The sequence below is a fragment of the Paenibacillus sp. LjRoot56 genome (assembly GCF_964253335.1).
Classification (GTDB): Bacteria; Bacillota; Bacilli; order Paenibacillales; family NBRC-103111; genus Paenibacillus_E; species Paenibacillus_E allorhizoplanae.
In genome coordinates this window covers 219,974-239,091 of the sequence record NZ_CAXURV020000004.1, presented here as the reverse complement: position 1 = coordinate 239,091, position 19,118 = coordinate 219,974, and the positions used below count along the sequence as shown (strand labels likewise).

The window sequence follows — 19,118 nt, the reverse complement described above, 5'->3', positions numbered from 1 at the left end:
AAGATACTACAGTAAGTGGTATGCGGCACATCTCCTCGCCTCCATATGGATTCAATAACAAATTCCCTTGTGTAAATTGTCTGCGACACAACACCTCACCACTGCGTCACCGTCATAAAATATTATGTCCGCTCTCATCAGACAATATACACAGATCTGGTTAAAAGTTATCCGTAATGAATACATATAGAAGCAACAAGGAAAAGGGGTGATGCACATGCGCCCAGGCTACGGAATGTTCCAACAGCAAACGACGAAGATGCAGATAACCCCCCAACTACGTAAGGCGATTACGATCCTCAAGCTCTCGACACCGGAATTGCTAGAAGTTATTCAACAAGAAGTTACTGAAAACCCGGTATTGGAAATAGCCGAGAATAAAAGGGATGCTTACAACCTCACACCAACATTTTTCCGTGGAGCTAAAAGAACTGATCCCAATAACGACCCCTTACTTTTCCTCCCATCGAATGAGGTATCCCTTGAGAGGCACTTAAAGGAGCAATTAGGCTTTATTAAAAAAATACCGCCGCTCATTCGACATACTGTCTCATTTATGATTGGAAATCTTGACCATAATGGCTTTCTAAGATCTACCTTATCCGAAATTTCTGAGGTGTGTAAGATCGATCTTGCTCAAGTGGAGCGTGCGTTAAGGATTTTGCAGAGCCTTGAACCCCGCGGTATTGGGGCAAGAGATTTGAGGGAATGTTTACTACTTCAAGTCCAGGCACTAGCGGATAGCTTTCCATTAGTCTCTTTATTAATTAAGAAACATTTGAATGATATTGCCAATTACCATATTCATAAATTAACGACGTTGCTCCATGTGTCTACACAAGAAATTCAGGCTGCGATCGATGTCATCAAAGGATTGAACCCTAGACCTGGCGCAGCCTTTCATATAGAAACGGTTCATTTTATCATTCCGGAAGTCAGTATTGAGAAAGCGGGTGAACAATTCGTTGTGCTGCTGCATCAAGCAGCTTCGTCTCGACTTTCGGTTAGTGGTTATTACGAACGAATGGCCACAGAGCATAGTGACAATATCGAGTTATCCAAGTTTCTCTCTGGTAAATTACATGCCGCGAAGTTCTTCCTGAAGTGCTTAGAACAAAGACGAAGAACGATATTCCGAGTAACGCAAGCCATCGTAGAGGAGCAAAGTGACTTTTTCTGGCATGGAAACGCCCATCTCAAACCTATGACCTTAAAGCAAATTGCTGTTAAATTGGGTGTACATGAATCAACGGTAAGTCGCGCTACAGCGGGGAAATACGCCCAAACCCCTTGGGGCATCTACGAACTGAAGTATTTCTTTCCCTCCGGTCTGCAAATGGACATAGGGGAGTCTGCTTCTTCGGAACATGTTAAATCGAGAATCAAGACATGGATCAGTGAAGAGAATCCCAGAAAACCTTATTCCGATCAAAAGCTATCAGATTTCATGAAGAAGGAGGGCATTTCCATTTCCCGCCGTACCATATCCAAGTATCGTGAAGAACTCGGTATTTCTTCTTCTGTGAGAAGGAAACGCATATAGTTTGAAGGGAGTAACGTATTGTTAGCACTTTACTTCAATGATTTGGCCCATAAATTCATGTCCTCAAATTTGTCATAAATGTCGCAATTTTTTGTAAGTCTGCCGTAATATCCGTACCCCATTTGATAGAAAACGGCATTCATACCGAATGAAAGGCCCCTAGATAATGAATAAGCGCTGGTGATTTGCCGAGCAACTAACTCAGCTTCTAATGCATGTATAAGCAGACGCATAAGACCTTGATTACGATAAGCTGGGAGCGTTGCGCAATCTGTCATTTCGGCATTCGCATAGACTGAATTGATTTCTGCCGAAGCGGCACTTATCAGTTGATCATGCGTTTCAACGAGGTAATAAATCGTTCCTTCCCGCATGGTTTTCGCCACATATATGGCATCATTCATCGGCGTAGGGTAGGTTTGGAAAATATGGCTGTATAACTGGGAGAGCTGTTCAGCATCCTCCAATCGAGCGAGACGCATCGTCATGTTGCTCGGAACCAAGGGGCGATCGGGCTTAACCGGGAGAGAAAGAACCTGCTGTAAAATCTGATCTTCTTCCAGCCAATAGTCGCTAGTTCTGCGCGCGAGGTCATCATACATGGCCATACAGTAGGCATCACTTCCATTGAAATATCCTTTATATATACCTTCCAGCATACATCCCTTGGATAAAAAAGTCTGCCAATCCACTTCTCGTGATTTGATAAACACCTTGGTCAGAGCATGTGTTTTGGCAATTTCGACCACTCGCTTGTAAATGACATCTATTTTTCCCGAATAGTCATCCACCCGCAACCTTTTATTCGTAAAATCAAGGCAAAACATAATCGTATAGTTGGTGCCGTTCTCAACTTCATTCGTATAGGTTGGCAGATCACTTGGCATCCAGCATCCCCCTTAACCCTCAATTTGCTGCAAAATAATAACAACTGCCAAAAATTTTGCGGCTTTACCCACATAATTAGCCAACCAAGTGAGCAAATGCCCACTCTGAAAAGTTGGCATCTTTCTTGCATGATTACAAGTTAGGCGTAAGAATGTTCTATACCATATGAAGGTGGGTGCACGCATATGAATTGCATGTGGTGTGAAACGGAAGATATCCGTGAAAGTGTAAAAGATTGCTACTGGATTATGCCTGATGGGAGACTAGCAGTGAAAATACTTGACATTCCTGCGCTTGAATGTGCCAACTGCCGTACGTATGTTTTAGAGAGCACCGCACAGCAAATTGAAGAGACCTTATATTGGCATGATGTTTCTGCACTTGGAACGGCATTTCGCTATGAAGATCTGTTAAAGGCTCCGCGGGTAAAGAATATATTTCTAAAATAGCACTTAGCTGCAAATCTGTGGGGGTGCCCTATGAAGCGGGAGCATGTCATCAAGCCGGTTTTGGATCACCATTATCCCACGATTCAATATGGGAAGGGTGTATATCTCTACGATGAGCTAGGCAAAGCCTATATCGACGGTTGCTCCGGAGCCGTGACAGCTGGTCTAGGGCACGGGGTACAAGAAATCATCGATGCGATGATGGAGCAAGCGAACAAAGTGTCCTTCGTCTACCGTTCACAGTTTACAAGTGAGCCCGCTGAGCAATTGGCAGAAAAGTTAAGTGATCTAGCACCTGGCAACGATTACTGGACCTTCTTTGTGAACAGTGGATCAGAAGCCACGGAAACGGCGATGAAGATTGCCATCCAACACTGGCAGGAGAAAGGGAGACCTGGTAAAAATAAAGTGATTTCTAGGCGAATGAGCTATCACGGTATCACGCTAGGTGCACTTTCGATGTCAGGTCACGTTCTGAGAAGAAGGAGATTCATCCCCTTATTAGAAGATTTCCCGGTAGTCATGCCGCCTTATTGCTACCGCTGTCCATTGGGTAAAGCCGTAGGGAATTGCCAATTAGCATGTGCAGACGATTTAGCAACGGCGATCAAGCGGATCGGAGCAGAACATATCGCCGCGTTCATCGCGGAGCCAATCATTGGAGCAGCAGGGGGAGCCATTGTTCCGCCAGAAGGCTACTACAAGAGGATCAAAGCCATTTGCGAGCAGTTCGACATTTTATTCATCGCCGATGAGGTCATGACAGGTATTGCCCGAACGGGAGCGATGTTCGGTATGCAGCACGATGAGGTTGAACCCGATCTCATGGCATTGGGCAAAGGGATGAGCGCTGGCTATACACCGATGGCAGCGACGCTTGTCAAAGATCATGTGATGGAGCCTATTCTAAAGGGCACCAAAAGTATCATGTCTGGTCATACGTACAGTGCCAATCCGCAATCGGCGGCGATATCGTTGGCGGTACTTACGTATATCGACAAACATCAATTAGTCAGCGCTGCAGCAAATAAAGGCAGTCATTTATTGAACGCGCTGCGCCTATTGGCTGATGGGATCGAGATCATCGGTGATGTGAGAGGCAAAGGGCTGCTTCTGGCTATCGAATTTGTTGCGGATCGGACTACCAAGCAACCATTTGCACCTGGATTAGGTGTTACGTCTAGGATCATCGAGAATGCCTTTCAGAAAGGGTTGCTTGTATACCCTGCTGCTGGTGCGATCGACGGGGAAGGGGATGCGATTATTATTGCACCACCTTTGATTATCTCTGAAGAGGAAATGGACCAACTTGTGGGGATATTGGCTGAATCCATTCGGGAAGTCATGGCAGAGCTTACCCCATCCACATTGGAGGAGATATGATGGTGCCAAGAGCGGATACTCGTGTGAACGAAGGCGAAGGCAAAGTGAGAAGCTTGGAAGAAGCGCTTCAATCGATATCGAATGGGTGTACGTTGATGTTCGGTGGGTTTGGAGGGATTGGAACGCCGCCTACATTAGTCGAGGGCATCCTTCAAAAGGGTGCTAGGGACTTAACCATTATTGGCAATGATACGGGATTTCCCCACATCGGCATCGGGCGTTTAGTTACGGCAGGACGTGTGAAGAAAGTCATTGCTTCCCATATTGGTTCTAATCCTAACGCTGGTCAAATGATGGAGCAAGGCACCATGGAAGTCGTTTTTTACCCGCAAGGAACACTATGTGAAAAAATTCGGGCCGGTGGTGTTGGGCTAGGCGGGATCTTGGTGGATGTCGGCGTCGGAACGATCATGGAGCAGGGAAAGAATATCGTGTCTATCGACGAGAAAACGTATCTGGTAGAGCCGGCTTTGACGGCAGATGTTGCCATCGTGCATGCGAGAAAAGCCGATCCATACGGGAATCTCATCTATGATAAAAGCGGTAGAAATCTAAATCCACTCGTCGCTATGGCGGGCAAAATAACGATCGCCGAAGTCGATGAGATTGTACCACTCGGCGAGCTGGACCCTGAAAGTATAGTCACACCAGGCATTTTCGTGGATATGGTGATCTTGAGCAGAGGGGTGACTTGGGAATGGGTATGGGAAAAGAAACCCGCGACCGAATAGCAAAGCGGGCTGCTCAAGAATTGAAGAACGGGATGGCTGTTAATCTAGGTATCGGTATTCCGACGAAGGTTGCGGATTATGTACCTGAGGGTATTCATGTCGTTTTTCACGCAGAGAATGGCATATTGAGCGCGGGTGGTGCACCTCTTCCAGGGGAGGAAGATGCTTTCCTGTGCAACGCTGGCGGATACCCAATCACGATTCATCCTGGCGCTTCCTACTGTGATAGTGCGATTGCTTTTGCCATGATACGAAGAGGCTGTATCGATATTACGATCCTTGGGGCACTAGAGGTGAGTGAACGAGGGGATCTCGCGAATTGGATCGTACCTGGGAAACGGGTGGCGGGAATCGGAGGAGCGATGGAGCTTGCGCAAAAAGCCAAAAAAGTCATCGTTCTCATGAACCATGTCAACCGAAATGGGGAGTCTAAGGTTAAAAAACAATGCGACTTGCCCCTAACTGCAGTGGCCTGTGTGAAATTGATCATAACGGAAATGGCTGTCATGGAAGTTTCGGAGCAAGGGTTGATTTTAAAAGAAGTCATGCTGCCCTATACGGTAGAAGAAGTTGTTCGACATACGGAGGCTGCCTTACTTATTCCTGAAACCATTGTGTACATCCCGTAATCTGCCAGAGAATGGTTTGAAGGAGGGAATTCCTTTGCCTATTAGTCTAGTTGAGCTGCAAAAGCACATTCATGAATGGATAAGTCTTCATCGTGAGGACGGCACAGAGTTTCTTCAGAAGTTGGTAACAATGCCCAGTACACAAGGGAATGAACAGAGGGCTCAATTCCTCATCGCCGACAAATTGCTGGAGCTATCGCTCGACGTTGATCTGTGGGAACCCGATGGTGTGGTACTGGCGACACATCCGTATTTTTGTTCCCCAAGAAACCAGTTTACAGGGAGTCCGAATGTGGTTGGTGTTTTGAAAGGTGTCGGAGGCGGACGTTCTCTCTTACTAAATGGTCACATGGATGTCGTGCCAGAAGGAAATCGAGCACAATGGCATGATGATCCATTTAGCGGTCATGTGGTGGACGGTATGCTGTATGGTCGCGGGGCAACGGATATGAAAGGCGGGAATGTCTCTTTGCTCATGGCGATCGAGGCTGTTCAGAGTCTCGGGATTAAGTTGAAAGGCGATGTTATTTTCGAAAGTGTCATTGAAGAAGAAAGTGGAGGAGCGGGGACTTTGGCTGCCATTGTAAAAGGTTATAAGGCCGATGCAGCGCTCATTCCCGAGCCTACCAATTTGCACATCTTTCCAAAGCAACAAGGCTCTATGTGGTTCCGGATAGAGGTGAAAGGGCGCTCGGCACATGGTGGAACTCGGTATGAAGGTGTTAGCGCAATTGAGAAAAGCATCGCTGTCATTCAGCATATTAGGGAACTTGAGGTGGAACGAAATGCACGGATCACAGATCCGTTGTATGCCAATAATCCGATTCCGATACCCATTAATATCGGCGTTATTCAGGGAGGTAATTGGCCATCGTCTGTTTCCGATACGGTTAAGTTGGAGGGGCGCATGGGCGTCGCTCCGGTGGAAACGCTTGATGGCGCCAAGGAGGAAATGCGTCAGTGGATGGCGAGGCTGAGCGAGAAAGACCCGTGGTTCGAAGACCACCCGCCAAGTGTGGAGTGGTTCGGCGCGCAATGGGTGCCAGGCAACGTCGATCCCGAACATGCTTTCATGCAGGTGCTTATGCAGCAATTCCGTGCGGTTAAACAGGAAGAACCCGTGATCGAAGCCTCCCCATGGGGGACAGACGGTGGGTTACTCACCCAGGTTGGTGATACTCCTTGTATCGTTTTCGGTCCAGGGATTACACAAGTTGCCCATTATCCGAATGAGCATATTGAGCTGGAACGTGTGTTCGAGGCTGCGGAGATTATCGCCATGACCATCATTCAGTGGTGTGGTTTGGATGAGACGGAGGCATAGGGATGTTGCGTTTGAGGGCGCAGGTGGTTTGGCAGCACAAAAAGCACCTATAATAGGTGCTTTTTGTGTATAAGGATATTTTCAAGCGCTCCCAGCAGGTGCGCCTCATGCAAGCTGACACGATAAATGGAAAACATACAGCTAATCTCAAGCCGATTCCGCCAACTCTGAGTTTAGCTGGAAAACCTCCAGATATTTCAGCCGAGTTGAGGTATTCTGGGGAGTTATCGCTGAATTACCTGTAGGAAATCCAGTTATCTGCCTCTTGAGTGCCATTTTAGTCATATTAGCTACAGGAAATCCAGTTATTCATCATTTGCCTGTTCTGTAGAGCTACCGAAATTTCGATTATTCAATCGGCAGCTCTGTTGCACTCACTTTCTTCTCTTTCTGCTGAGCCTTCATCAATTTATCCTTCATTTCATCCCGCATTGGACGTCGATCCTTCAGCGACAGGTGATCAGGTGTTTCCTGATACGTCTTTCTTCTACCAATTCGGCGCAAATTTTCTGGCACTAAGTTGAATTTTTCATCTTTCATGAGGGCAATAATGCCGGTGCTTTCCGGCTGTTTTTGGATGCCGTACACTTCGTTGAAATATTCATCTGCACGGCCTGGTATATAGTTTTTCGGCTCGGGATACCCCACAATAACGCCTTCGTAATTACGCAAAATTACTTTATCCTGACTTTGTGAGATGAGATAGTTGGGTTGAAGCGCAATTTTTCCACCGCCGCCAGGTGCGTCAACGACGAAGGTAGGCACCGCATACCCTGAGGTGTGACCGCGAAGAGATTCAATAATCTCAAGTCCCTTGGACACTGGTGCACGGAAATGACCGATGCCTTCGGATAAATCGCACTGATAAATGTAGTAGGGACGCACACGAATTTTCACAAGATCATGCATGAGCTTCTTCATGATATAGGTGCTATCGTTGATGCCCGCGAGAATGACGGATTGATTGCCAAGTGGAACACCGGCATTCGCTAACATTTCGCAGGCCTTTTTCGCTTCATCCGTAATTTCCAGAGGATGATTAAAGTGCGTATTTAACCATACGGGGTGATATTTGCGGATAATATTGCACAGATGCTCTGTAATCCGCTGCGGGAAAACAACAGGAGCCCTAGTACCGATCCGAATAATTTCCACGTGGGGGATCGCTCGCAAATTTTTCAGAATATACTCCAAAATATTGTCGTTAATTAATAAGCCATCTCCACCAGACAGCAGTACGTCCCGCACTTCCGGGGTATTTCGAATATAAGCAATCGCATCATCCAACTGCTTTTTCGGAACGCCCATACCCACCTGACCAGAGAAACGGCGGCGCGTGCAGTATCTGCAGTACATGGAGCATTGATTCGTTACCAAGAACAGCACTCTATCCGGGTATCGATGTGTTAGTCCAGGGGTAGGGGAATCTTCATCTTCGAAAAGAGGATCTTCAAGATCGTACTTGGTTTTCAATAATTCAGCAGAAATGGGAACAGATTGCATACGAATCGGGCATCGCGGGTCATCGGGATTCATCAATGAGGCATAGTAAGGCGTAATATTTAAAGGAATCGTTTGTGTTGAAATGCGAACGCCTTCCTCTTCCTCGGGAGTCAAATTCACGACCTTCTTCAGATCATCTAATGTTCGAATGGTATGTGTCAGCTGCCACAGCCAATCATTCCATTGCTCATCTGTCACATGTTTCCATAGCTCAACTTGCTTCCAGTCACGTCGTTCCATCATTGCACCTCCAGCATGGATGTCTTCTCACGAATAATAAGATGCAAGAAGGATGCCAACATTCATTTTTCATGACAAAAAGAAAAAGACTCCTCTCGGAGTCGTGCTCATCCTAGAATGTTAAGGCTTTCTAACGATGCCGTAGCGGTTTAGCTTATACTGTAAAGCTTGGCGCTTGATCCCAAGCGCCTGAGCGGTCAGTGTGATGTTGTATTGATGAAAAGCTAACGCATCCGTGATCGTTTCCTTTTCCATTTGCTTCACTTTGTCGGTTAACCGACTGGTCGAGAAATCTGCTATGTTGTCACTCCGCGGATTGGATCGATGCACTGTTGTTCGTGTAGGTCCCAAGAGATACGAGGGCAGATGATGATCTTCAATCCTTTCACACTCCAGCTCCATCATATTATAGGTGGATTCGATCGCATGACTTAATTCACGTATGTTGCCTGGCCAATGGTAGTTCTCTAAGGCCACCAGAGCGGTAGGGGATATGCCATTTATTTTCATACCGAATAGGTGATTAAATTTGTCAATAAAATGGGAAGTGAGAAGGGGGATATCGTCTTTTCTTTGTACGAGAGGAGGTAGTTGCAAATTCACGACATTGAGCCGGTAATACAGATCGCTTCTAAGCAAACCTTTGCTTAAGGCTTCTTTCGGATCGATATTCATGGCGGTAATAATGCGAACGTCAACTTGCTGCTCATGCGTACCTCCGACGCGACGAACGATGCCGTCTTGTAGGACTCGTAATAATTTGGCTTGCAGAAATAAATCTAAGCTATTTAATTCATCTAGAAAAAGCGTTCCGCCGTTAGCTTGCTCGAATAATCCTGCACGATCAATCGCGCCAGTAAACGCGCCTCTCGCAGTTCCGAACATAATCCCTTCCATCAGCTCGTTAGGCACTGCCGCACAATTCTGAGCAATAAACAGTCGGTTCCGACGAGCTCCAGCATTGTGAATGCTCTGCGCAAACAATTCCTTTCCCGTGCCAGTGGGGCCTGATATCAGAACGGGCGAGCTCGTGCGCGATGCCTTCTTGGCAAAGGCGATAGTTTGCAAGAAGGTTTCACTTTTTCCAATTAAATCACTGAAATGGTACCGAGCAGCGCTCGCATTTTTTTTATCCTTGGAGGGGGATTCATAGATTTGATGCCTGAGATCCAGAATTTGATCATGCAGATGAACGATGCTCGTGATATCTTTGGCAACTTCTAAAGCTCCAATGATTTCACCATTTTCCAATAGGGGATAGGTACTATTAATGGTTGTGATTCTTTTCCCCGTCACATTCACGTAGGTTTGAATTTTTTCGCGGATTTCAATCCCGGTTTGCAGTACTTTCATGAAAGTACTCGTTTCGTTCGTAAGGGAAGGGAAGAGTTCGAAGAAGTTTTTTCCCACAACCTGATCTCTTTTCAATCCATCCGTTTCAGCCATCTTCTCGTTATAAAAAATCGTGATTCCCTTGTTATCAATCAGGTGAACGCCGACATCAATGATCGTCAGCATCTGCTCAAAATATTTAGATCCATGATCGTTCTGTTCGGACATTGGGTTCACCCGCCTCGCGAAGTATGGTTCAGTGGTTCAATTAATAGCTTATGATTGTAGGCATTGGAACATGACGCGGACATGATTTGCGGCTCATCTGCATAGAAATCCAGTGAAACGCGATAACAACGCTTGGATGCTTCTACGACGACTATCCTATAAAGGTGGGTTTCCTGTGAACACACAAGTCTATCGGCCCAAGAATCCAGTACGATTTGTTACGGCGGCAGCTTTGTTTGATGGACATGATGCGACTATTCATATCATACGAAGGATTTTGCAAGCATCGGGGGTTGAAGTGATCCATCTGGGTCATAACCGATCCGCCAAGGAAGTCGTCCATGCCGCTATCCAAGAAGATGTGCAAGGCATTGCAATAAGCACGTATCAAGGGGGACATATTGAATATTTAACGTACATGTTTGACCTTCTCCAGCAAAAAGGCGCTGGACATATTAAGATATTCGCTGGCGGAGGAGGCGTCATCGTTCCTTCCGAGATCCATCAATTACACCAATATGGTATTGCCAAAATCTTTTCGCCCGACGATGGACGCGAACTTGGGTTACAAGGCATGATCAATCACATGATTCGAGAAGTTGACTACCCAACACCAAGGAAGCTTCCACATGACATAGATGACCTACACATTTCAAAAGAAAACCATTGGAGCTTGGTAGCAGGCGTAATAACTACAGCTGAAGAAGTCGCTGGAAGTGGACAGTGGGAGCAAGTAGTACCTATTTTAGCTAATAAACAATCTTCTCAAGCACCGGTGCTTGGCATCACGGGAACAGGAGGAGCAGGAAAGAGTACACTGACGGATGAGCTGGTCAGGCGATTTCTCGTCCAATATCCAGATAGAAGCATCGCAATTATTTCAATCGACCCTTCCAAAATGAAAACAGGCGGTGCACTTCTCGGAGATCGGATCCGTATGAATGCTATCAACAGCCCTAACGTGTATATGCGCAGCTTAGCGACACGGGGTGCGAAGTCTGAACTGAGCCTTGCCACCAAGGAAGCCATACAAGTGGTTCAAGCTGCTGGTTATCAGTTGGTGATTGTGGAGACAAGTGGGATTGGACAAGGCGACTCTGCGATTGTAAAGCTATGTGATGTGGCGATATATGTAATGACAAGTGAATTTGGCGCAGCAACTCAGCTGGAGAAAATAGATATGATCGATTACGCCGATATGGTCGTCATCAATAAGTTCGATCGACGTGGCTCAGAGGACGCTTTGCGTGATGTGAGAAAACAATTCCAAAGAAGTCATGGTTTATTTGATACACCTATTCAGGAAATGCCTGTATTTGGCACGATTGCTAGTCAATTTAACGACAGTGGAACAAATGTTCTATTTGAGAAGGTTATGAAGCTCGTTGCGGACAAAACAGGTGGAGATTGGCCAATTGATGAGCAGGAGAATTTGCAACCGGTAACAACCAAGAATGTGATCATACCGTCCAACCGTATCGGTTACCTAGGGGACATTGTACAAACAATCCGACGGTATAAGCGATTTACAACGGAGCAGGTCGGGATCGCGCGTAAGCTGTATCAACTTCGGGGTACGAAAGCGCTGATGCAGTCCGAGCATCCTAGTTTGTTTAACTCCAAGGAAGAAACAGATGCGATGATAGGCAAAATCGATGACATGATCGCTCATTATCAGACGAATCTTCACCCAACATGTCTCAAGCTGCTACAAGAATGGCCAACAATTCGTGAAGCCTACACACAAGATGAACTCGTCACTCGCGTTCGCGATCGAGAGATGAGATCTGCTCTATATACGGAATCGCTGTCTGGAAGTAAGATACCCAAGATCAGTTTGCCGAGATACGAGGATGAAGGAGAAATTCTTCAATGGCTGCTGAAAGAAAATTTGCCAGGCTACTTCCCTTACACGGCTGGTGTGTTTCCTTTTAAACGAACGAATGAAGAGCCGAAGCGGCAATTTGCCGGAGAAGGAACACCAGAGCGGACCAACCGACGATTCCACTATTTATGTCAAAATGAGGAAGCGAAACGATTGTCGACGGCATTTGACAGTGTCACCTTGTACGGCCATGATCCCGACTATCGACCCGATATTTATGGGAAAATAGGGAATAGTGGAGTAAATGTGTGCACATTAACGGATATGAATAAGCTTTACGCTGGATTCGATTTATGTCATCCATCTACAAGCGTTTCTATGACCATTAACGGACCTGCGCCGATGATCTTGGCCATGTTCATGAACACCGCCATTCAGCAACAAGTAGAGAAATTTGTCCAAAACACAGGTAATCAACCTACAGATGAAGAGTATGCGCAGTTGAAAGCTTGGACCCTACAAACTGTTCGGGGAACCGTTCAAGCGGATATTTTGAAGGAGGATCAAGGGCAGAATACTTGTATATTCTCAACGGAATTTGCGTTGAAAATGATGGGTGATATGCAGCAATATTTCATTGATCAACAGGTGCGAAACTATTATTCCGTCAGTATTAGCGGTTATCATATTGCGGAAGCGGGGGCAAACCCTATTACGCAGTTGGCTTTTACATTAGCAAATGGTTTCACGTTTCTGGAATATTATTTGAGCCGCGGTATGCATGTCGACGATTTTGCGCCGAATTTATCTTATTTTTTCAGTAATGGACTCGATCCTGAGTATACCGTCATGGGCAGAGTTGCCCGTCGCATCTGGTCTACTGTCATTCGAAATCAATATGGCGGCAATGAGCGAAGTCAGAAGTTAAAGTATCATATTCAAACATCAGGACGTTCTTTACATGCCCAGGAGATGGACTTCAATGATATTCGTACCAGCCTGCAGGCACTCATGGCGATCTATGATAATTGCAATTCCTTGCACACGAACGCCTATGATGAAGCGATTACGACACCAACAGAGAATTCCGTACGCAGGGCGATGGCGATTCAATTGATCATCAACAAGGAATTGGGCTTGACGAAGAATGAGAATCCACTGCAAGGTGCTTTTATCATTGATGATTTAACGGATCTTGTGGAAGAAGCTGTGTTAGCTGAATTCGAGCGAATTCATGAACGCGGCGGTGTGTTAGGGGCAATGGAAACGCAATATCAACGTGGAAAGATCCAAGAAGAATCTCTTTTGTATGAACATAAAAAGCATGCAGGAGAGCTGCCGATTATCGGTGTGAATACGTTTATTAAGCCGAGTGATCATCAGCCTGCCGTTGATATCGAGCTGGCACGTTCGACCATTGAGGAGAAAGAAACTCAAATTGCTGGGCTTCAAGCTTTTCACGAACAACACAAGTTAGTATGTTCTGCGGCTCTTGAACGTTTAAAGCAGACAGCCCGCAATAACGGGAACCTTTTCGAAGAACTGATGGAAACGGTTAAAGTAGCATCGCTCGGGCAAATAACAAATGCCTTATATGAAGTAGGCGGACAGTATCGTAGAAATATGTAAATTTGAAAAGTTAATAGAATCATATAGCTCATCCGCCCATTTCATGATATATATGTAAAGAGCCAAATATGTTGAATGGAGTGAGATGAATGAGAATCGCCACGCAATTGTATACTGTTCGTAACTTTCTGCAAACCCCACAGGACATTAGCGACAGCTTGAAGAAAGTGAAGCAACTGGGGTATAACTCCGTGCAAGCTTCAGGTGTTGGTCCTATTGGTATTCATGAATTTAAAGCGCTTACGGATCAAGAAGGCTTGAGCATTTGTGCTACGCACATCGGGTATAACGATTTGTTAAACGATATGGATTCTGTCATTGAGAAACATTTGGCCTGGGATTGCAAGTATGTTGGATTAGGTGGGCTTCCGCCAGAATTCCGTGAAACGAGCCAAGGTTATGCAACCTTTGCCAAGCAAGCTTCCGATTTTGGCAGACAATTGAAAAGTGCTGGATTACAGTTCATTTATCATAATCATGATTTCGAATTTGCTAAATATGATGGAAAAACAGGTATGGAGATATTATTTGACGAGTCTGATCCTGAAGCCGTAGATTTTGAGTTGGATGTTTATTGGGTGCAAGCTGGTGGTGCCGATCCTATCGAGTGGATTCGCAAGGTTGACGGACGAATGAAAGTCGTTCATTTCAAGGATATGTGCATAACGCCAGATCGGAAACAGCGTTTCGCCGAAATCGGTGAAGGCAACATGAATTTCAAAGGCATTATTCAAGCCTGTGAAGAAATTGGTGTGGAGTGGGCTGCGGTCGAGCAGGACGACTGCTACGGACGTAATCCGTTCGAAAGCTTGGAGATTAGCTTCGCTAATCTTGCTCGCTTAGGATTGAAGGGATAGATTGGCTTGAATGACAAAGGAGCTAGGCGCATGTGTGCGCTTGGCTCCTTTTTGCGTTTGAGGGGCGGTGCTGCTCAACCGTAACTCGAAAAAATCGAGTTACAGAGCCGTAAGTGCAGAGCTGTGCACCCGTAACTCGAAAAAATCGAGTTACAGAGCCGCAAGCGCGGTGAATAGCCCGAATTAGCCGAATTAATCATACTGTACGCTACTATAAATCTTCAATAGTCGGAATTTGCACAACTAAATCGACACTATCAACTCTCTCACACTGAAAAAGGGGGAATAGTTCGGCATATTCGGACTATTGGTCCTATTTTCCAAGTAACCCTCGTATTAATTCGGCAAAGTCGCACTAAAGCTGCGATCGGCAAATGCTAATGTGAACCGTGACGGTACCTTAACGTTCTAACTGTTATCTCCGTGAGTATATTGTAGGGATAGTTCAGGTGCCGTTAAGGAGGTCGATCATATTTGCCTGTATACTTCATGCTCATGCTTCTGCTCACAGGGGGTTGGACGCAGACTGGACAACAAGGAAATCCTTTGGATTCCCTTTGTTCGGCTTCTAAAAGTAGTGCTGCTATAACAGTCAATACAGAAGCCAATTCCATACATTATAGAAATAAAGCGTTATTTCTAACCTATCATCATCTCGATGATCAGGAGTCTTTCATCACAATTACTCCGGCCAAATTTAAACAGCACCTTCAGGCGCTAAAAGATAAGCACTATAATGTTGTTTCGATCGAGGACTACGCTTGTTTCCATGCACATCGGGCTGCATTACCTCCAAATGCGGTCGTGATTACGTTTGACGATGGCTACCGATCATTTTATGACAAGGCCTATCCTTTACTGAAGCAGATGGGCTATCCGGCGACGAATTTCCTTATTCTGAGCGATGTAGATTCCGATAATCCATCTTTGCCCTTTCTGACCTGGAGTCAAATCATTGAAATGAGACGCAATGGATTTAGCTTTTACTCTCATACCTATGATCTGCATCAGAAAAAACGGGATGAGTCTGGTAACCTAGTACCTCCTCTGTCGAATCGAATCTGGTTGCCTATAGAGAAAAGATCGGAGACGGAAGAAGAGAGGAAGCAGCGTGTGAGAGAAGATTTGTTGTTGGGAGAGTTGTTTCTGAAGACAAAGCTTCACAATCAGTTCTCCTTCCTTTGTTTCCCGTTAGGGGAATATAATCAGTCAGTTGTTGAGGAAGCGAAAATGCAAGGATTTTCGTTGTTTTTTACGACTAAAGAAGACATTAACACAGGGAACAATGAGGAAATTTCACGCATAAGTGCAGGAATGCCCTATGTCTCTTCCGATATTTTACTTAAAAAGATGCAAATGTACGATCAGAAATAGTCTGTACTCAGAGAAAATAAAGTTATCTTGTAAAAAATCTCGGTGTAATGTAAGAATACATAACGCAAATATTATTGGATAAACTTTTTGTTTGATAATGTCGAATTTTATGTTATATTATCTAACATATTAAAAGTTTTCTAGGGTTCCGCGGCCTATTTGCCGGTCAGGTCCGAGAGAAAACACACAGCGCGCTGTGTTCACGGAGGGATAAAAGCCCGGGAGGTTATCGATTCTGATACCTTTCGGGCTTTTATTTTATCTTTGGATAAAGTGACTTATTGGAGGGGTTCAGATGACGATTAGAAGAAAGCTTTTGTTAGGATTTGGAGTTATTGTTGGATTATTTTTAATTTCGCTTTCCATTCTATATGCGTCACTTCGTCAGACGTCTTCCTCATTTGAACGATTTGCGCATGATGACGTTCATTTACTTAATTTGGCTAATCAAATACGATACGAAGATATCCGGTTAACGGATTCGGTTAGAGGGATTATTATAGATCCTGGAAACAAATCAGAAAGTGATACTTATAACAATTATGCCATACAAATCGATAACCACATCAAGGAAACGGTAAGCCTCCTACAAAGAGAAGAAGAGAAACAGATCTTCCGTGATTTGGATGCTGGTAATGTGAGATTAGTTGAGTTGGAAACCAAAATGATGGAACTCGCGGCTAGCGATAAAGCGCAAACACTGCGCATTTTTGCAGGTGATTATGCAGAGCTTCGGATACAGTTTGCTGAACTTTTAAACCGATTTCAACACTTGCAGGAGCAGCATATCGAGGAACGATCTCTACAAACAGTGACTCTCGTGAAGCAAAGAACCGCAATTGCCCTGATTGTTCTCGCGCTTTCTATACTAACAGCTGTGCTTATCGCGTTGTGGGTAACCAAGCATATCCTATCACGGATGAACCGAGTGAAATCGAAGCTGGACGAGCTGTCTGGAAGTTCAGGTGATTTACGTGAACGCATTCAAATCCAAGGCAAAGATGAAATTGCCCAGTTAGCTCAATCTTTTAATATGATGATGGATATGATTCAAGGACTCATTCATCAAGTGAGGGATTCAGTCGACAGAGTGAACCTAGCAACACAGTATCTAGTCACGTCTTCAGAACAAACATCTAAGATTACACGTGATATTGATCAGAAAGCCGTGAATATGGCGGATGGGGCGAATTCGCAAGCCAAAGGGATCGAAGAGAGCTCGTTTGCCATGGGGGAAATTGCCTCAGACATCCAACGAGTCGCTGATCATATGTCGACGATGGCTATGCAATCGGAACAATCTGTTTCACTAGCAACGATGGGGAGCAAGTCCATTGCATCTGCGGTAGCTGGTATGTATGCACTTACGGAATCGGTGCAGCACGCGAATCAAGCTGTGAAGAAAGTGAACGCGAAATCACAAGCCATCTATCAGGTGATTGAATGGATGCGAGAGGTAGCCGATCAGACGAATCTTTTGGCACTTAATGCAGCTATAGAAGCTGCCCATGCAGGAGAGCACGGTAGAGGCTTCGCGGTTGTAGCTGATGAGGTTAGAAAGCTTGCTAGTCAGAGCGCCCAATCGGCTGAACATATCACACAGCTGATTGGGCAAATTCAAGCGGACTTAGCGGAAGCAGATGTTGCAATGGACCAAGGAGGGGTAGAGGTTGGTGCAGGTCTGACCAGCATGGAGCATGCGGGAGAAATGTTTGAGAAAATTCGAACGGATATCCAGCTAATCTTTCAGAATACACTGGAAGTATCCGGCGTGTCTCAACAGATGGCCGCGGGCTCAGAGCAAATCTATGCATCATTCAGCGAGGCAGCTGAAATTAGTAAGCATACTGGTAGAGACACGAAGTTTGTATCCGATATGGTGCAAAAACAATTAGAAACGGTAGAAATCGCAACGGAATATGCGGCAACACTAACAAAGGTAGCGAATGAATTGCATATCCAGATTCAACGTTTTCATATTTAGAAGAAGGATACGAGCTAACGCTTATTGCGTTGGCTCGTTTATTATATCCGATTATTAAGCAAGATTGTTCCAAGGAGGAGTCACATCTTTTTCTGTTGAATACAAGGTAGTATCGGATACGTGCTTAATTTGAAATTTTGGAGTGTGATTACGATGCTTATAGCACTAAATGAATTGCAATTTTATAAAAACTTTGATGAACTTGCTAGAGATATTCTAGAGATGGCCAAAGAAACGATGCCTGACCGTTTAATTTATTTGACTTCATTTACAAAGAAAGAACAAACGATCGTAAAACTTTCCGAAACCAATGACAATATCTGCATTCATGAAGGCATGGTTATTGAAATTAAAGAGACGGTATGCAACCGTATTGATTTTAAAAACAATACACCTTTGGTTTTTGAAGATATGAGTAGAGAAGCAAACTTAGATGATTTAAGGCAAGCGCTTGTTGCCGCTAATATTAATTCCTATTTAGGTATTCCTATTATTCTTTCAAATGGAGATACTTTTGGGACATTGTGTGCCGTGCATACACATGCCAAAAAAATCAGCAAAAAGAGCATAACGATGCTCCAAAGAATAGCTAAGTTATTCTCTTACTATTTAGACTTGGAACGACTTGCTTATAGGGACTCCTTAACAGGGCTCTATAATCGGCAGTTTCTTTATAAATATTTCGATGAAAGCTCCACCACTGGAGGCGCATTGTTGTTTCTAGATTTGGATGGTTTTAAGAAGGTCAATGACTTGTATGGCCATGAAACTGGTGATTTAGTTTTAAGAGAAGTCGCGTTAAGACTTGAGAATTTTGTTCAGCAGCATCATGGTTTTGCGGTTAGATTAGGAGGAGATGAATTCATTATTAATTTGGTTGCTCTCACGAATCGTGAAGAAATTAGTAAACTCGCCGATTTTTTACTTTCACGGTTATCAACGTGGGATACCCAGTTAGAAGCATTCAATTTATCAGTTAGCATTGGCATTGTGTTATATCCGTCAAATGAAGACAACCTGTTAAAAATTTTACTTAAAAATGCGGATAATGCCTTATATCGGGCTAAAGCAAACGGTAAGAACGGATACCAATTTATCTAAAAGGGTAGGTCACACTCTTCTGTATCTTTTTCCATAAATATGTGTAAGTACTACTATTCCACGCAGTGTAAGATATATGCTATAATTCACGGAGTCAT

Annotated in this window: 14 protein-coding genes and 1 riboswitch; of the genes, 11 read left to right on the top strand and 3 right to left on the bottom strand. The window is 44.7% G+C overall.

Features of this window, described 5'->3' with window-relative positions; genetic code table 11:
• Window positions 1-235: 235 nt before the first annotated feature.
• Window positions 236-1,543, top strand: a complete 1,308-nt coding sequence (gene rpoN / locus ACSQ8O_RS26725; RefSeq protein WP_436244139.1) for an RNA polymerase factor sigma-54 — start codon at window positions 236-238, stop codon at window positions 1,541-1,543.
• 29 nt (window positions 1,544-1,572) lie between these two features.
• Here rpoN and ablB read toward each other — a convergent pair whose 3' ends face one another.
• Entirely contained in the window at window positions 1,573-2,430 is an 858-nt protein-coding gene (gene ablB / locus ACSQ8O_RS26720; protein WP_436244138.1) for a putative beta-lysine N-acetyltransferase, read from the bottom strand.
• 186 nt (window positions 2,431-2,616) lie between these two features.
• On the opposite strand from ablB, the gene ACSQ8O_RS26715 reads away from it, so the two are divergent.
• Genes ACSQ8O_RS26715 through ACSQ8O_RS26695 form a run of 5 tightly spaced genes read left to right on the top strand, consistent with a single transcriptional unit; the run spans window position 2,617 to window position 6,947 of the window.
• Entirely contained in the window at window positions 2,617-2,880 is a 264-nt protein-coding gene (locus tag ACSQ8O_RS26715; protein ID WP_436244137.1) for a YokU family protein, read from the top strand.
• 30 nt (window positions 2,881-2,910) lie between these two features.
• Window positions 2,911-4,263, top strand: a complete 1,353-nt coding sequence (locus ACSQ8O_RS26710) for an aspartate aminotransferase family protein (protein ID WP_436244136.1) — start codon at window positions 2,911-2,913, stop codon at window positions 4,261-4,263.
• The gene (locus tag ACSQ8O_RS26705) at window positions 4,263-4,994 is read left to right on the top strand and encodes a CoA transferase subunit A (protein WP_436244958.1); all 732 of its coding nucleotides are present in this window, start codon (window positions 4,263-4,265) and stop codon (window positions 4,992-4,994) included. Before ACSQ8O_RS26710 ends, ACSQ8O_RS26705 begins: the two co-directional genes overlap by 1 nt.
• The gene (locus tag ACSQ8O_RS26700) at window positions 4,961-5,623 is read left to right on the top strand and encodes a 3-oxoacid CoA-transferase subunit B (protein ID WP_436244135.1); all 663 of its coding nucleotides are present in this window, start codon (window positions 4,961-4,963) and stop codon (window positions 5,621-5,623) included. The genes ACSQ8O_RS26705 and ACSQ8O_RS26700 overlap by 34 nt, the downstream gene beginning before the upstream one ends.
• 34 nt (window positions 5,624-5,657) lie before the next feature.
• Window positions 5,658-6,947, top strand: a complete 1,290-nt coding sequence (locus ACSQ8O_RS26695; RefSeq protein ID WP_436244134.1) for a peptidase — start codon at window positions 5,658-5,660, stop codon at window positions 6,945-6,947.
• A 348-nt stretch (window positions 6,948-7,295) separates the two neighbouring features.
• Here ACSQ8O_RS26695 and ablA read toward each other — a convergent pair whose 3' ends face one another.
• On the bottom strand, window positions 7,296-8,693 hold the full coding sequence (gene ablA, locus ACSQ8O_RS26690) for a lysine 2,3-aminomutase (RefSeq protein WP_436244133.1): 1,398 nt from the start codon (window positions 8,691-8,693) through the stop codon (window positions 7,296-7,298).
• Between the two features lie 117 nt (window positions 8,694-8,810).
• Window positions 8,811-10,250 carry a sigma-54 interaction domain-containing protein gene (locus ACSQ8O_RS26685; protein WP_436244132.1) on the bottom strand — a complete coding sequence of 480 codons (1,440 nt, stop codon included), beginning with the start codon at window positions 10,248-10,250 and terminating at the stop codon, window positions 8,811-8,813.
• A 175-nt stretch (window positions 10,251-10,425) separates the two neighbouring features.
• Here ACSQ8O_RS26685 and icmF point away from each other — a divergent pair, with 175 nt between their 5' ends.
• The 5 genes from icmF to ACSQ8O_RS26660 all read left to right on the top strand — a co-directional run bounded on the left by icmF (window position 10,426) and on the right by ACSQ8O_RS26660 (window position 19,020).
• Complete coding sequence (gene icmF, locus ACSQ8O_RS26680; RefSeq protein WP_436244131.1) at window positions 10,426-13,704, top strand: fused isobutyryl-CoA mutase/GTPase IcmF; 3,279 nt, start codon at window positions 10,426-10,428, stop codon at window positions 13,702-13,704.
• Window positions 13,705-13,793: 89 nt separating this feature from the next.
• Window positions 13,794-14,561 carry a sugar phosphate isomerase/epimerase family protein gene (locus ACSQ8O_RS26675; RefSeq protein WP_436244130.1) on the top strand — a complete coding sequence of 256 codons (768 nt, stop codon included), beginning with the start codon at window positions 13,794-13,796 and terminating at the stop codon, window positions 14,559-14,561.
• Window positions 14,562-15,035: 474 nt separating this feature from the next.
• Window positions 15,036-15,935: a polysaccharide deacetylase family protein gene (locus ACSQ8O_RS26670; protein ID WP_436244129.1), complete on the top strand. Its 900-nt coding sequence runs from the start codon at window positions 15,036-15,038 to the stop codon at window positions 15,933-15,935.
• Between the two features lie 129 nt (window positions 15,936-16,064).
• Window positions 16,065-16,162: riboswitch (guanidine-I (ykkC/yxkD leader) on the top strand.
• A gap of 68 nt (window positions 16,163-16,230) precedes the next feature.
• On the top strand, window positions 16,231-17,919 hold the full coding sequence (locus ACSQ8O_RS26665) for a methyl-accepting chemotaxis protein (protein WP_436244128.1): 1,689 nt from the start codon (window positions 16,231-16,233) through the stop codon (window positions 17,917-17,919).
• Between the two features lie 153 nt (window positions 17,920-18,072).
• Complete coding sequence (locus tag ACSQ8O_RS26660; RefSeq protein WP_436244127.1) at window positions 18,073-19,020, top strand: diguanylate cyclase domain-containing protein; 948 nt, start codon at window positions 18,073-18,075, stop codon at window positions 19,018-19,020.
• Window positions 19,021-19,118: the final 98 nt, after the last annotated feature.

Bases quoted from the DNA above. Each gene is read 5' to 3' on its own strand.
- ACSQ8O_RS26700 (WP_436244135.1), top strand. From the start codon at position 4,961: ATGGGTATGGGAAAAGAAACCCGCGACCGAATAGCAAAGCGGGCTGCT.
- ACSQ8O_RS26715 (WP_436244137.1), top strand. From the start codon at position 2,617: ATGAATTGCATGTGGTGTGAAACGGAAGATATCCGTGAAAGTGTAAAA.
- ACSQ8O_RS26705 (WP_436244958.1), top strand. From the start codon at position 4,263: ATGGTGCCAAGAGCGGATACTCGTGTGAACGAAGGCGAAGGCAAAGTG.
- ACSQ8O_RS26685 (WP_436244132.1), bottom strand. From the start codon at position 10,250: ATGTCCGAACAGAACGATCATGGATCTAAATATTTTGAGCAGATGCTG.
- ACSQ8O_RS26710 (WP_436244136.1), top strand. From the start codon at position 2,911: ATGAAGCGGGAGCATGTCATCAAGCCGGTTTTGGATCACCATTATCCC.
- ablA (WP_436244133.1), bottom strand. From the start codon at position 8,693: ATGATGGAACGACGTGACTGGAAGCAAGTTGAGCTATGGAAACATGTG.
- ACSQ8O_RS26660 (WP_436244127.1), top strand. From the start codon at position 18,073: ATGCTTATAGCACTAAATGAATTGCAATTTTATAAAAACTTTGATGAA.
- rpoN (WP_436244139.1), top strand. From the start codon at position 236: ATGTTCCAACAGCAAACGACGAAGATGCAGATAACCCCCCAACTACGT.
- ACSQ8O_RS26665 (WP_436244128.1), top strand. From the start codon at position 16,231: ATGACGATTAGAAGAAAGCTTTTGTTAGGATTTGGAGTTATTGTTGGA.
- ablB (WP_436244138.1), bottom strand. From the start codon at position 2,430: ATGCCAAGTGATCTGCCAACCTATACGAATGAAGTTGAGAACGGCACC.
- ACSQ8O_RS26675 (WP_436244130.1), top strand. From the start codon at position 13,794: ATGAGAATCGCCACGCAATTGTATACTGTTCGTAACTTTCTGCAAACC.